The organism is Blastococcus sp. CT_GayMR16 (assembly GCF_004570875.1).
In the GTDB taxonomy this organism is placed as follows: Bacteria; Actinomycetota; Actinomycetes; order Mycobacteriales; family Geodermatophilaceae; genus Blastococcus_B.
In genome coordinates this window covers 141,297-153,175 of sequence record NZ_SPQK01000004.1, presented here as the reverse complement: position 1 = coordinate 153,175, position 11,879 = coordinate 141,297, and the positions used below count along the sequence as shown (strand labels likewise).

Annotated in this window: 13 protein-coding genes; 11 read left to right on the top strand and 2 right to left on the bottom strand. The window is 72.7% G+C overall.

Annotated features, from left to right (window positions below):
- The first annotated feature begins 8 nt into the window (after positions 1 to 8).
- The gene (locus tag E4P38_RS07165) at positions 9 to 1,364 is read left to right on the top strand and encodes a hypothetical protein (RefSeq protein ID WP_135131077.1); all 1,356 of its coding nucleotides are present in this window, start codon (positions 9 to 11) and stop codon (positions 1,362 to 1,364) included.
- On the opposite strand, the gene E4P38_RS07160 is transcribed toward E4P38_RS07165, so the two are convergent.
- On the bottom strand, positions 1,365 to 2,420 hold the full coding sequence (locus E4P38_RS07160; RefSeq protein WP_135131076.1) for an NAD-dependent epimerase/dehydratase family protein: 1,056 nt from the start codon (positions 2,418 to 2,420) through the stop codon (positions 1,365 to 1,367).
- Positions 2,420 to 3,118 carry a methyltransferase domain-containing protein gene (locus tag E4P38_RS07155; RefSeq protein ID WP_245160857.1) on the bottom strand — a complete coding sequence of 233 codons (699 nt, stop codon included), beginning with the start codon at positions 3,116 to 3,118 and terminating at the stop codon, positions 2,420 to 2,422. Before E4P38_RS07155 ends, E4P38_RS07160 begins: the two co-directional genes overlap by 1 nt.
- A 195-nt stretch (positions 3,119 to 3,313) precedes the next feature.
- Here E4P38_RS07155 and E4P38_RS07150 point away from each other — a divergent pair, with 195 nt between their 5' ends.
- The 10 genes from E4P38_RS07150 (at position 3,314) to E4P38_RS07105 (ending at position 11,857) form a co-directional block, all read left to right on the top strand.
- The gene (locus E4P38_RS07150; protein ID WP_209308984.1) at positions 3,314 to 4,012 is read left to right on the top strand and encodes a hypothetical protein; all 699 of its coding nucleotides are present in this window, start codon (positions 3,314 to 3,316) and stop codon (positions 4,010 to 4,012) included.
- A 161-nt stretch (positions 4,013 to 4,173) separates the two neighbouring features.
- A complete protein-coding gene (locus tag E4P38_RS07145) occupies positions 4,174 to 4,830 on the top strand; it encodes an A24 family peptidase (protein WP_245160856.1) in 657 nt (218 codons plus the stop codon).
- A gap of 186 nt (positions 4,831 to 5,016) precedes the next feature.
- Positions 5,017 to 5,217: a Flp family type IVb pilin gene (locus E4P38_RS07140; protein ID WP_135131075.1), complete on the top strand. Its 201-nt coding sequence runs from the start codon at positions 5,017 to 5,019 to the stop codon at positions 5,215 to 5,217.
- Positions 5,218 to 5,310: 93 nt separating this feature from the next.
- On the top strand, positions 5,311 to 5,703 hold the full coding sequence (locus tag E4P38_RS07135) for a TadE/TadG family type IV pilus assembly protein (protein WP_135131074.1): 393 nt from the start codon (positions 5,311 to 5,313) through the stop codon (positions 5,701 to 5,703).
- A complete protein-coding gene (locus tag E4P38_RS07130) occupies positions 5,691 to 6,647 on the top strand; it encodes a pilus assembly protein TadG-related protein (protein WP_245160855.1) in 957 nt (318 codons plus the stop codon). The genes E4P38_RS07135 and E4P38_RS07130 overlap by 13 nt, the downstream gene beginning before the upstream one ends.
- A 12-nt stretch (positions 6,648 to 6,659) precedes the next feature.
- On the top strand, positions 6,660 to 7,409 hold the full coding sequence (locus E4P38_RS07125) for an RcpC/CpaB family pilus assembly protein (RefSeq protein ID WP_135131073.1): 750 nt from the start codon (positions 6,660 to 6,662) through the stop codon (positions 7,407 to 7,409).
- Positions 7,406 to 8,599, top strand: coding sequence for an AAA family ATPase (locus E4P38_RS07120; protein ID WP_135131072.1), 1,194 nt, complete (start codon positions 7,406 to 7,408; stop codon positions 8,597 to 8,599). The genes E4P38_RS07125 and E4P38_RS07120 overlap by 4 nt, the downstream gene beginning before the upstream one ends.
- Positions 8,599 to 10,014: a CpaF family protein gene (locus E4P38_RS07115; protein ID WP_135131071.1), complete on the top strand. Its 1,416-nt coding sequence runs from the start codon at positions 8,599 to 8,601 to the stop codon at positions 10,012 to 10,014. Before E4P38_RS07120 ends, E4P38_RS07115 begins: the two co-directional genes overlap by 1 nt.
- Positions 10,011 to 10,955: a type II secretion system F family protein gene (locus tag E4P38_RS07110; RefSeq protein WP_167760476.1), complete on the top strand. Its 945-nt coding sequence runs from the start codon at positions 10,011 to 10,013 to the stop codon at positions 10,953 to 10,955. Before E4P38_RS07115 ends, E4P38_RS07110 begins: the two co-directional genes overlap by 4 nt.
- A complete protein-coding gene (locus E4P38_RS07105; protein ID WP_135131070.1) occupies positions 10,955 to 11,857 on the top strand; it encodes a type II secretion system F family protein in 903 nt (300 codons plus the stop codon). The genes E4P38_RS07110 and E4P38_RS07105 overlap by 1 nt, the downstream gene beginning before the upstream one ends.
- The last annotated feature ends 22 nt before the right edge of the window (positions 11,858 to 11,879 follow it).

The window sequence follows — 11,879 nt, the reverse complement described above, 5'->3', positions numbered from 1 at the left end:
TGCGGCTGATGACCGCCGCCGTTGACGACGTCGAGCAGGAGCGGGTCCCGAGATCGGGCGGCATCGCGCGGGCAGCGCTCGTCGTCCTTGTCGCCGCGGGTGTCCTGGTCGTCTGGCTGGTCGGCCGCGCGCTCACCCGGGACGGCGCCGACCTGCACCTGCGCGACGGCTACATCCTGGTCGGCGGCTTCGATCCCGTCCTGAGCGCCCGGGTTCTCCTGCCGCTCGCGGTCGCGGCCGCCGGCGTGCTGTGGGGACCGTCGCTCGCCCGCCGGCTCCGCTGGCCGCACCTGCTCGCCGGCGGTGCGGCCGGTGCGGCCGCATGGGCGGTGGCGCTCGCGGTCACCAGCGGCTGGGAGCGGCTGGCCGAACCGATGGCCAGCAAGCACGAGTACGTCGCCGACGTGGATCGCGTGCGGGGCATCGGGACGTTCCTGTCCACGTTCGTCGACTCGGTCCCGGTCGACTCCGCCGACCCCTGGGTCACGCACGTCTCCGGCCATCCGCCGGGCGCACTGCTCTCCTTCGCGCTGCTCGACCGCGTCGGGCTCGGCGGACCGGAATGGGCCGCCGTCCTGTGCATCGTCGGGGGAGCGCTCGCCGTGCCTGCGGTGCTCGTCACCGTGCGCGCGGTCGCCGACGAGACCGCGGCGCGGGCGGTGGCGCCGTTCGCCGTCCTGTTCCCGGGGGCGGTGTGGATCGCGACGAGCGCGGACGCGTTCTTCGCCGGGGTCTGCGCGTGGGGGATCGCGCTGCTGGTCCTCGCCGCATCGAAGCGGCGGGGTCACCTGCAGGCCCTCGCGGGCGGCCTGCTGCTCGGCTTCAGCCTCTTCCTGTCCTTCGGCCTCGCGTCGGCCGGGCTACTCGCGCTCGCCGTCGTCCTCGTGCAGGGGAGGCGGCTGGGCTGGACCGGCGTCGTCCGGGTCCTGGCGGTCGCCGCCGTCGGGGTCCTGCTGGTCTTCGCCGCGTTCACCCTCGGCGGCTACTGGTGGTTCGAGGGGATCACCGTGGACGCCGAGCGGGTGCGCGAGGGCGCGGCGTTCGAGGACCGGTTCGCCCACGTCCACTACTTCTACGCATCGAACGTGGCCGCCGGGGCCATCGCCGCCGGCCCGGCGGTCGTCGCCGGACTGGCCGGGCTGCGCGGCCGGCTGCTCTGGCTGCCCCTGGCCGCGCTCGGCGGCATGGCGGTCAGTGACCTGTCGGGGCTGGTTCTCGGGGAGACCGAACGGATCTGGCTACCGTTCCTCGTCTGGTTGCTCCCGGCGACGGCGTCCCTGCCGCCCCGGTCGCAGCGCTTCTGGCTCGGCCTCTCCGCGCTCGTGGCGATCACCGTCGAGGTCGTCGTCCGCAGCCCGTGGTGATCAGGGAGCAGCGCGGAGGGGATCGGTGGCGAAGGCGCGCATCCCGTCCTCGAACTCCACGCGTGCCCTGAACCCGAGTTCCTTCTCGGCCAGCAGGGGGCTGGCGACGACGTGCCGCACGTCGCCGATCCGGTACTCGCCGGTGACCTGCGGGTCCGGCCCGCCGAATGCGTCGGCCAGCGCCCGCGCCATGTCGCCGACGGTGTGCGGCTGCCCGGAGGCGACGTTGTAGGCGCGCAGCGCCGAGTCCGGGGGATCGGCCAGGAGCGAGCGGAGGTTCGCGTCGGCCACGTCGGTGACATGCACGAAGTCGCGCTGCTGGCCGCCGTCCTCGAAGACGCGCGGCGCGCGGCCGGCCTCCAGGGCGCTGCGGAAGATCGCCGCGACCCCGGCGTACGGGGTGTCGCGCGGCATGGAGGGGCCGTAGACGTTGTGGTAGCGCAGCGCGATCGCGCCGCCGCCCGTCGAGGACGCCCAGGCCGACGCGAGGTGCTCCTGACCGAGCTTGGTGGCCGCGTACGTGTTGCGCGGATCGAGTCCGGTCTCCTCCGTCACCGTCCCCCAGGCCAGCTGGCGGCCGCACAGCGGACAGGGCGGCTCGAAGCGGCCCTCGTCCAGGTCCGCGCGCCGCCGCGGAGCAGCCGGGACGACGCCGTCGACCGGACATTCGTAGCGGCCCTCGCCGTAGACGACCATCGAGCTGGCCAGGACCAGCCGGCCGACCTCGGCGCGGGCCATGCCGGCGAGCAGCACGGCGGTGCCGAACTCGTTGATCGAGGCGTACTCGGGCATGTCCTGGACGTCGACGCCCAGTCCGACCTTCGCGGCCTGGTGGCACACCGCGTCGACCCCGTCGAGAGCCCGGTCGACGACGCCTGCCTCGCGGACGTCACCGACCAGCAGGTCGACGCCGTCCGGGAGGGTCGGCACGACGCCGGCCCGGTGGACGGTGGGCAGCAGCGCATCGAGCACGCGCACCTCGTGGCCGGCGTCGCGGCAGGCGCTGACGACGTGCGAGCCGATGAAACCGGCACCACCGGTGACCAGGACGCGCATCAGGACACCAGCCCGAGGTGTCGCACCGGCATCGGCACGAGTGCGGCGAACGAACGGCCGGCCCGCTCCCAGGTCTCGTCGACGCGCAGCCCCGCCTGCGCGGCGGGCTCGTCGACCGCGTCGGCCCCCACGTGCGCCCAGTCGAACCAGCTGCCCCGCTGGCTGCCGTGCTCGAGGCGCACACGGTCGGCGCGCAGCCCCGTCCCCGGGGGATCCAGCTCGACGAGGACCCGGCCGGCGGGGCCGATCAGCTCGCGGCAGCGGGACAGCAGCGCGGCCGGGTCGCCACCGATGCCGACATTGCCGTCGGCCAGCAGCACCGAGTCCCACCGGCCCTCGCCGGGCACGGGATCGAAGATCGACCGGCAGATCGCGGTGGCTCCGGCACTCCGGGCGAGCCGTACCGCGACGCGCGAGGTGTCCACCCCGGCGGACTCGCGTCCCTGGCGGGCCAGTTCGATGACGAGCCTTCCCGGCCCGCAGCCCAGGTCGAGCACGGTGCCGGGTGCGCGGGCGAGCAGGTCGGCATCCGTGGAGTCGGCCGTGCCGCACCACCGGCGCAGCGCCTCGCCCAGAGAGCGGCGGGGACCGCCCTCGTAGCGGGCGTACCAGTGCCGCTGACCGCCCGGTTCGTTCATCGAGCGCAGGGCGGTGCCGTAGAGGTCCGTCGTCGTGACACCCGTGATCGCGAGGCTCATCGGGGGAGCCGCCCGCTCGCGTGCAGCGGGGGGTGGGCGTCAGGGCTTCGGTGGCGGGTCACCTCAGACGTTCGGAGCAGGCGGTCGGATCGGTTCGGGAAAAGAGCGGCTCCAAAAAGTTTGGTTGCGTGCAATCCGTCTCGGCGTCTCGGCCCGAATGCCCCCTGCATCGACCGATCGACTACTAGGAGCACCATGACCAGCACCAAGCTCTCCGCCAAGAAGCTGCTCGTTGCCGGCGTCGCCCTGAGCGCGGCTCTCGGTCTCGGCGCCTGCAGCAGCGACGACTCCTCGACCGCGAGCGACTCGTCGTCCTCGAGCTCGAGCACGCAGATCGCCCGTCCCGAGCCCATCGCGTCCCTGCCGGCCATCCCCGCCGGCGGCACCACCGCCGTCGCCCTCGACGCCGACTTCGTCGCCGCCCTGGGCACCCTGGGCCTCACCCCGGCCACGGTCGGTGGCGCCACCCTGGCCGACGGTTCGATCAGCTTCCCGATCACCGGCGGCACCGTGACCGTGTTCGACAAGGCTTCCGGATACAAGCCCTACGTGCAGGGCACCCTGCTCCACGAGGGCAGCGGCCTGAGCCTGACCGCCGCCGGCACCACGGTCGAGCTGACCAACTTCACCGTCGACCCGGGCACGCCCGCGCGGCTCTTCGGTGACGTCTCCGTCAACGGCGAGCTGGCCGTGCCCAGCGCACCGCTGTTCGACCTGAACGGGTCCACGCTGGAGCCGATCACCGTCGACTCCTCGGGCAACGCCATCCTGCAGGGCACCACGGTCGAGCTCAGCCCCGAGGCGGCCGAGCTGCTCAACACGACCTTCGGCACGGACGCCCTGGCCGGCGGCCTGGTGATCGGCATCGCCACCATCACGGTTCCGACCAGCTGATACATCCGCACGCGTTCGGGGCCGGTCGGCAGAGATGCCGACCGGCCCCGCTGCATGTGCGGCGGCGTTCGAAGCGCCTACGAACCGAGCCGAGGACGCACTGCCCGCTGGAGGCCCCCGGTTCCCGGGCTGCGGCCCGGTGCTGTGTCAGGGTGGCCGCCGTGCCCGCCGCCCTGACCGCGCTCGTTGCCGTCGGCGCCGGGGGACTGGGGATGCTCGTGGGCGTGCTGCTGAGCCGCCTGGTCGCGCGGTTCCCAGACCGGGAGCGTGGGCGCTCCGTGCGGCCGCCGTGGATCGAGGCCTGGACGGCGGCACTGTTCGTCCTCGTCGCACTGAGGTTCGGCGCCGCCTGGGAGCTCCCGGCGTATCTCTGGTTCGCGGGGGCCGCGGTGCTGCTCGCCGTCATCGACCTCCAGCACAAGCTGCTGCCCGACCGCATCACGCTGCCCTCGATCGGGATCGGCGCGGCACTGCTCGCCGCGGTGGCGGTCGCCACGGGCGACGGCGCGCCGCTGGTCCGGGCTCTGCTGGGCGCGCTGGTTCTGTACGTCGTGTTCGTCGTCCTCGTGCTGATCTCGCCGCGCAGCATCGGCATGGGCGACGCGAAACTTGCCGCGCTGCTGGGCCTGTACCTGGGCTGGCTCGGCTGGGACGTGCTGCTGCTCGGCGCCGCCGCGGGCTTCGTCGTCCAGGCCGTGCTGGCATTGGTCCTGCTCGCCACCCGGCGGATCGGACTGCGCGGTGAACTGCCGTTCGGGCCCGCCATGCTGATCGGCGCCGCCGTTGCGATCGGGTGGAGCGACAGCCTTCTCGGCTGACCCCTCAAAGGTGGTCACCCACAGTCACGTCACGGTGCGCAGGGTAACCCGTACGCGTGGCCGTTGTCCGGCAGTCGGGTGAACAGCGCTCAAGTCGGCCGCTGTTCGGCTCGACAAGCTCCTCACAGCCGCGAGGCCCGGGTCGTCCGACCCGGGTCCGGACGGTCGTCCCCCCAAGGAGCACGAATGTTCAACAGCTACGCCACGATCGTCAGCCTCCTCGCCCTCGCCAAGGACCGCATGCGTGAGGAGAAGGGCGCCACCGCCGTCGAGTACGGCCTGCTGGTGGGCCTCATCGCCGTCGCGATCATCGTGACCGTCGGCATCCTCGGTGGTCAGCTGAACGGCCTGTTCACGACGATCACCGACGCCCTGCCCGGCAACTGACCCCGACGCCAGTCCAGTTGCGGCTGTCCGGCGCAGCGGTCCCCGATCCGGGGGCCGCTGCGCCGTTGCACACCAGGGAGGCGGTGACCAGCAATGACGACGATCCGACTGCGCGGAGAACGCGGGGCCACAGCGGTGGAGTTCGCCTTCATCGTGCCGCTGCTCCTCGTCCTCGTCCTCGGCATCGCCGAGTTCGGGCGGGCCTTCCAGGTGTCCGGCACGCTCTCGGCCGCCGCACGCGAGGGCGTCCGCGTCATGGCCCTCCAGAACGACCCGGCCGCCGCACGGACAGCCGTCCGCAACGCCGCGGCGTCTCTCGACCCGGCCGTCACCAACGCCCAGATCACGATCACGCCCGCGGTGTGCCCCAGCACGGGCAACACCGACGTGCGCCTGACCGTCACCTACCCCATGCCGTTCCTCACCGACTTCTTCGGGAGCGGCGTCGACCTCACCGGAACAGGAGTCATGCGATGCAACGGCTGACCGACCTGTTCCGCGGGCGTCTGTCCGGCGAGCGCGGCGCCAGCGCGGTGTTGTTCGCGCTGCTCCTCGTCCCGATCCTCGGCTTCGCGGCCATCGCCGTCGACGTCGGCGCGCTCTACGCCGAGCGGGCCCGCCTGCAGGTGGCCGCCGACGCCGCGGCGCTCGCCGTCGCCCGGGACTGCGCCCGGGGCGCCTGCGGCGACATGCAGGCCACCGCCCAGGCTCTCGTGACGGCGAACGCCGGCGACGCCGACGCGGCGCCCCCGGTGCTCACCCAGAACCCGACCACCGTCACGGTCAACGGAAGCACCCCGAAGCAGCACTGGTTCGCGCCGGTCATCGGTCACGACTCGACCACGGTGTCGGCGTCAGCCACCGTCGCGTGGGGCGCACCGGGCGGAGGCACGGCGGCACTGCCGCTCGTCTTCTCCTGGTGCGAGTGGTCCGCCCAGACGGGCGGGGCGCTCCCGTCCACTACTGCCGAGCGGACGATCATGCTGCCGAAGACGTCGGGCACCGGCTGCACCGGCCCCGGGCACAAGTTCCTCTCCGGCGGGTTCGGCTGGCTGACCACCGACGGCGCCAGCACGTGCGAGGCGACCAGCCGGGTGGGCAGCTGGTTCACCTCCGAGACGGGGAACAACCCGTCGAAGGGCTGTGAGCCCGTTGACATCGACGCGCTGCTCGGTCAGACCGTCCTGCTGCCGGTGTTCGACGAGACGCGCGGCGGTGGGAGCGGCGGCGAGTACCACGTCTTCGGTTACGTCGCCTTCAAGCTCACCGGCTACTACTTCTCCGGCGGCTACAAGGGCACCAGGGCCTGCAGCGGCAGCGACCGCTGCATCCGGGGCTACTTCACCCAGTTCGTCGAGGCGTCCGACGCCTTCTTCTACGACTCCACGTCGCCGTCCTTGGGCGCGTGGATCCTCCGACTGATCCGATAGGGGCGCCGAGTCATGGCACGTCGACTTCTCGCCGCCTTCGCGGCACTTCTCCTGCTCGTCGTCGGCACGGCGGTCCTCGTGGCCTACGTGCGCGGCGCCGACAGCCGCGCCCTGGCAGGCGTCCGCACCGTCGACGTCCTGGTGGCCGACGAGCTCATCCCCGAGGGAACCTCCGGGGCGCAGCTCGCGGGCATGGTGCGCACCGAGACCGTGCCGGCGAAGACCGCCGTCGACGGCAGGGTCACCGACCTCGCGTCGCTCTCCGGCCGGATCGCGACCGTCGACCTCCTGCCGGGGGAGCAGCTGCTGGCCGGCCGGTTCGCCCGACCCGGTGACCTCCAGGCGCCGGGCACGGTCGAGGTGCCGGCCGGCAAGCAGGAGCTCAGCGTCCTGCTCGAGCCCCAGCGCGCCGTGGGTGGCCGGCTCGTCGCCGGCGACTCCGTCGGCGTCGTGGTCTCGCTGACGTTCGCGGACGGGACGTCGGCGACCCACGCCGTCCTGCACGACGTGCTGGTCACGCAGGTGCAGGGCGCTCCCCCACCCGTGGACTCCACCGACGAGCAGGAGACCGCGTCCTCCGGCACGCCCGCGCCGTCAGCGAGCCTCATGGTCACCGTCGCGGTCAGTGCCGCTCAGGCCGAGGCCCTCGTCTTCGGCGTCGAGCACGGCACCCTCTGGCTCTCCCTCGAGCCCGAGGGCGCCGACACCAGCGGGACCGACGTCATCACCCAGGGCAACATCTACGGAAAGGCCTTCGCATGAGCCGCGTCGTGCTCGCCGCAGCCGATGAGGAGCTCATCCTGCGGGTCAAGCAGGCCTGTGACGGCGACGTCCACGTCCTGCCTGCCGGCCGCCTGCCCGCCGATCCCGCCCGGCTGTTCGAGCAGCTGCTCGACGACGAGCTGCCCGATGTCCTGGTGATCGGGCCGGGTGCCTCGCCGGACGCCGTGCTGACCCTGGCCGCGCGCCTGGACATGCAGACGCCGGGCATCACCGTCGTCCTCATCACCGAGGCCTCCCAGCAGATGTGGCAGGCAGCGATGCGGTCGGGCATCCGCGACCTGCTGCCGCCCACGGCCAACGTCCCGGAGATCCGGGACGCGCTCGACCGGGCCTCGCTGGCCGCCACCGGGCGCCGCCGCGTGCTGCGGCCGGCCACCGAGACCGAGCGCTACACGGGCCGGGTCATCACGATCGCCTCGCCCAAGGGCGGCGTCGGCAAGACGACCGTGTCGACCAACCTGGCGATCGGGCTGACCGCCGCGGCTCCGCAGTCGACGGTGCTGGTCGACCTCGACGTGCAGTTCGGTGACGTCGCGTCGGCGCTGAGCCTGGTGCCCGAGTACACGCTGCCCGACGTCGTCCGCGGCCCGGCCAGCGAGGACACGATGGTCCTCAAGACCTTCCTGACCCAGCACCCCAGTGGTCTCTACGCCGTCTGCGGCGCGGAGTCCCCGGCCGCCGGCGACACCGTCCGCGGCGAGGACGTGACCCGGCTGCTGGCGATGCTCGCCCGCGAATTCCGCTACGTCGTGGTCGACACCGCTCCCGGGTTGTCCGAGCAGACGCTGGCCGCCCTCGACCGCGCGACCGACGTGGTCATGCTGACCAGCATGGACGTCCCCGGCGTCCGCGGGCTGCGCAAGGAACTCGACGTGCTGCGGGAGCTGTGCATGATCCCGGCCGGCCGGCACGTGGTCATGAACTTCGCCGACCCCAAGGGCGGATTGTCGGTGCGCGACGTCGAGACGACGATCGGCGCCGGTGTGGACGTCGTCCTCCCGCGGGCGGCGGGCGTCCCGGCGTCGACCAACCTGGGTGTCCCGTTGCTGCAGAGCGGCAGCAAGCGTGACCCCATGGTCAAGGAGCTGAAGCGGCTGGTGTCCCGCTTCGCGGCCACCCCGCTGATGAAGCCGGGCCGGTACCGCGCCAAGCACCGTGCGGCGTCCTGATGAACCTCGCCGACCGCCTCGCGGCGGCCTCCGGCCGGCCGTCGCCCTCGGCGGACACCGCCACGACGTCCGCCCTCCTGGCGTCTCGTCCGTCCGTCGTCGCCACCGTCCCCCCGCCGCCCGTCGACGCCCTGGCCCGCCTGAAGGACCGCGTGGGCAAGGCCCTGTTCGAGCGCATGGGCGCCCGGATGAACGATCCGAGCCTGAGCGAGGACCAGCTGCGCACCATCGTGCTCGGCGAGCTCGACGAGGTCGTCGAGGAGGAGAACGTCCCGCTCAGCTCCGAGGAGCGTGCCCGGCTCACCGCCGAACTGGCCGACGACGTGCTCGGCTACGGCCCGCTGCAGCGCCTGCTCGACGACGACGCGGTCACCGAGATCATGGTCAACGGCCCGGAGAGCATCTACGTCGAGCAGGGCGGCCGGCTCACCCGCACCGGCGTCTGCTTCACGTCCGAGGAGCACCTGCGGCGGGTCATCGACCGCATCGTCTCCCGGGTGGGACGGCGGATCGACGAGTCCTCGCCGCTGGTCGACGCCCGCCTGGCCGACGGCTCCCGCGTCAACGCGATCATCCCGCCGCTGGCCTTCAGCGGGTCGACCCTCACGATCCGCAAGTTCGCCAAGGACCCGTTCACCGTCGACGACCTGATCGGCTTCGGCACCCTCTCCCCGGAGATGGCCGAGCTGCTCGACGCCTGTGTGCAGGCGCGGCTCAACGTGATCGTGTCCGGTGGCACCGGCACCGGGAAGACGACGCTGCTCAACGTGCTGTCCTCGTTCATCCCGGACGGCGAACGCATCGTCACCATCGAGGACGCCGTGGAGCTGCAGCTGCAGCAGGACCACGTCGTCCGGCTGGAGTCCCGGCCGCCCAACATCGAGGGCAAGGGCGCGATCACCATCCGCGACCTGGTCCGGAACTCCCTCCGCATGCGGCCCGACCGGATCGTCGTCGGCGAATGTCGTGGTGGCGAGAGCCTCGACATGCTCCAGGCCATGAACACCGGCCACGACGGCTCCCTGTCGACCGTCCACGCCAACTCGCCCCGCGACGCGATCGCCCGGCTGGAGACGCTCGTGCTCATGGCGGGCATGGACTTGCCGTTGCGCGCGATCCGCGAGCAGATCGCCTCCGCCGTCGACGTCGTCGTGCAGCTGAGCCGGCTGCGCGACGGCACCCGGCGGGTCACCCACGTGACCGAGGTGCAGGGCATGGAGGGGGAGACGGTCACCCTCCAGGACGCGTTCCTCTTCGACTACTCCGCCGGCGTCGACACCGCCGGGAAGTTCCTCGGCAAGCCGGTGCCCACCGGTGTCCGGCCGCGCTTCACCGACCGGTTCGAGGAGCTCGGCATTCCGCTCTCGCCCCGGGTCTTCGGCGCCGATCCGGCCGCCGCGAGGAGCTGGGGATGACGCCGACGGTGCTGCTCGTGGCCGGCGTGGCCGCGTTCGCCGCGGGGCTGCTCGTCCTCGCCCTCGTCGTGGTCCCCGCGGGGCCCTCGCGCGTGCCGCTGAGCCGGCTGGACCCCACGGTCGTGCCGGAGACGTCGGCACTGGCCGGAGCCGGCGCAGCCGCCGAAGCCGCGGTGGAGAAGGTGCTGGTCAGGCGTGGGCGGCTGGCCGCCGGAGTCGCGGCCCTGGAGCAGGCCGGCATGTCGACGACGCTGCCCAACTTCGTGCTGGCCGTGGGTCTGTGGACGGTCGTGGCCGCAGCGGGCGGCGTGCTGGTGGGCGGTCCGCTGCTCGGGCTGCTGATGCTCGTCGTCGTCCCCGTCGGCGCGCGGCTGCTCGTGACGTTCAAGGCCGGACGCCGGCAGTCGGCGTTCGCCGACCAGCTCGACGACTCGCTGCAACTGATGGCGAGCAGCCTGCGGGCCGGGCACAGCCTGCTGCGCGCGGTGGACGCGGTCTCCCAGGACGCCGTGTCACCGACCGCGGAGGAGTTCTCCCGGATCGTGAACGAGACGCGGGTCGGCCGGGACCTCGGTGACTCCCTGGACGAGGTCGCCGAGCGGATGCGCAGCGACGACTTCACCTGGGTCGCCCAGGCGATCGCGATCCACCGCGAGGTGGGCGGAAACCTGGCCGAGGTGCTGGACGCCGTCGGTCACACGATCCGCGAGCGCAACCAGATCCGGCGCCAGGTCAAGGCGCTGTCGGCCGAGGGCAAGCTGTCGGCGATCGTGCTGGGTGCGCTGCCGTTCGCGATCGTCGGCTTCATCTCGATGACCAACCCCGCCTACCTCGCCAAGTTCACCGAGAGCGTGGCCGGCTACGGGATGCTCGCCGCCGTCGTCGTCCTGATGCTCATGGGCGGGTTCTGGCTCAAGAAGACCGTGGCGATCAGGTTCTGATGACGACCCTCCTTCCGCTCCCGGTGCTGGCGGCCGCCGTGGCCGTCGTCTCCGCCGTGCCCCTGGTCGCCTGGGCCCTCCTCGCGCGCCCGCAGACCCTCGCCGGCCAGGCCCGCGACAACCTCACCCGGGGCATCGAGCTCCCGACCGGCAGCACCGCCGGGCGCACCGGCCCCGGCCTCGCCGTCCGGCTGGTGAACGGGCTGACGCCCCACGGCACGGTGACCCGGCTCGACCGGCTCGCCAGCCGGGCCGGGCGACCGGCCGAGTGGCCGGTGCCGAAGCTGGTGGCGGCCAAGCTGGTGCTCCTGGCCGTCGCGGGCGGGCTCGGCCTCCTGGTGATCTCCGCGAAGGGGACGACGCTCAACGTCCTGCTCGTCGGCGCGGTGACCCTGGTCGCGTACTTCGTGCCCGAGCTGCTGCTCTACAGCCGCGGGCAGGAGCGCCAGGAGGCCATCAGCCTGGAGCTGGCCGACACGCTCGACCAGATGACAATCGCGGTGGAGGCGGGCCTCGGCTTCGAGTCGGCCATGTCACGGGCCGGCAAGAACGGCACGGGGCCGCTGGCCGAGGAACTGGTGCGCACGCTGCAGGACATCGCCGTCGGGCAGCCGCGGCGGGAGGCCTACCTGGCCCTGGCCGAGCGCACCGGTGTGCCCGACCTGCGCCGCTTCATCGGGGCCGTCGTCCAGGCCGATGCCTATGGCGTCTCCATCGCCGACGTGCTGCGCACCCAGGCCCAGGAGATGCGGCTCAAGCGCCGTCAGCGCGCGGAGGAGAAGGCCATGCAGATCCCGGTCAAGGTGATCTTCCCGCTGATCCTCTGCATCCTGCCGACGCTGTTCATCGTCCTGCTCGGCCCCGCCGTCATGGACATGATCGCCGCGTTCAGCGGGCCGTGAACGCCGTGCCCCACGTCTGAGG

What these genes read in the sequence shown, in the direction of transcription:
- E4P38_RS07135 (WP_135131074.1), top strand. Translation starts at nt 5,311, where the DNA reads ATGACGACGATCCGACTGCGCGGAGAACGCGGGGCCACAGCGGTGGAG.
- E4P38_RS07110 (WP_167760476.1), top strand. Translation starts at nt 10,011, where the DNA reads ATGACGCCGACGGTGCTGCTCGTGGCCGGCGTGGCCGCGTTCGCCGCG.
- E4P38_RS07125 (WP_135131073.1), top strand. Translation starts at nt 6,660, where the DNA reads ATGGCACGTCGACTTCTCGCCGCCTTCGCGGCACTTCTCCTGCTCGTC.
- E4P38_RS07165 (WP_135131077.1), top strand. Translation starts at nt 9, where the DNA reads ATGACCGCCGCCGTTGACGACGTCGAGCAGGAGCGGGTCCCGAGATCG.
- E4P38_RS07105 (WP_135131070.1), top strand. Translation starts at nt 10,955, where the DNA reads ATGACGACCCTCCTTCCGCTCCCGGTGCTGGCGGCCGCCGTGGCCGTC.
- E4P38_RS07115 (WP_135131071.1), top strand. Translation starts at nt 8,599, where the DNA reads ATGAACCTCGCCGACCGCCTCGCGGCGGCCTCCGGCCGGCCGTCGCCC.
- E4P38_RS07150 (WP_209308984.1), top strand. Translation starts at nt 3,314, where the DNA reads ATGACCAGCACCAAGCTCTCCGCCAAGAAGCTGCTCGTTGCCGGCGTC.
- E4P38_RS07140 (WP_135131075.1), top strand. Translation starts at nt 5,017, where the DNA reads ATGTTCAACAGCTACGCCACGATCGTCAGCCTCCTCGCCCTCGCCAAG.
- E4P38_RS07130 (WP_245160855.1), top strand. Translation starts at nt 5,691, where the DNA reads ATGCAACGGCTGACCGACCTGTTCCGCGGGCGTCTGTCCGGCGAGCGC.
- E4P38_RS07160 (WP_135131076.1), bottom strand. Translation starts at nt 2,420, where the DNA reads ATGCGCGTCCTGGTCACCGGTGGTGCCGGTTTCATCGGCTCGCACGTC.
- E4P38_RS07155 (WP_245160857.1), bottom strand. Translation starts at nt 3,118, where the DNA reads ATGAGCCTCGCGATCACGGGTGTCACGACGACGGACCTCTACGGCACC.
- E4P38_RS07120 (WP_135131072.1), top strand. Translation starts at nt 7,406, where the DNA reads ATGAGCCGCGTCGTGCTCGCCGCAGCCGATGAGGAGCTCATCCTGCGG.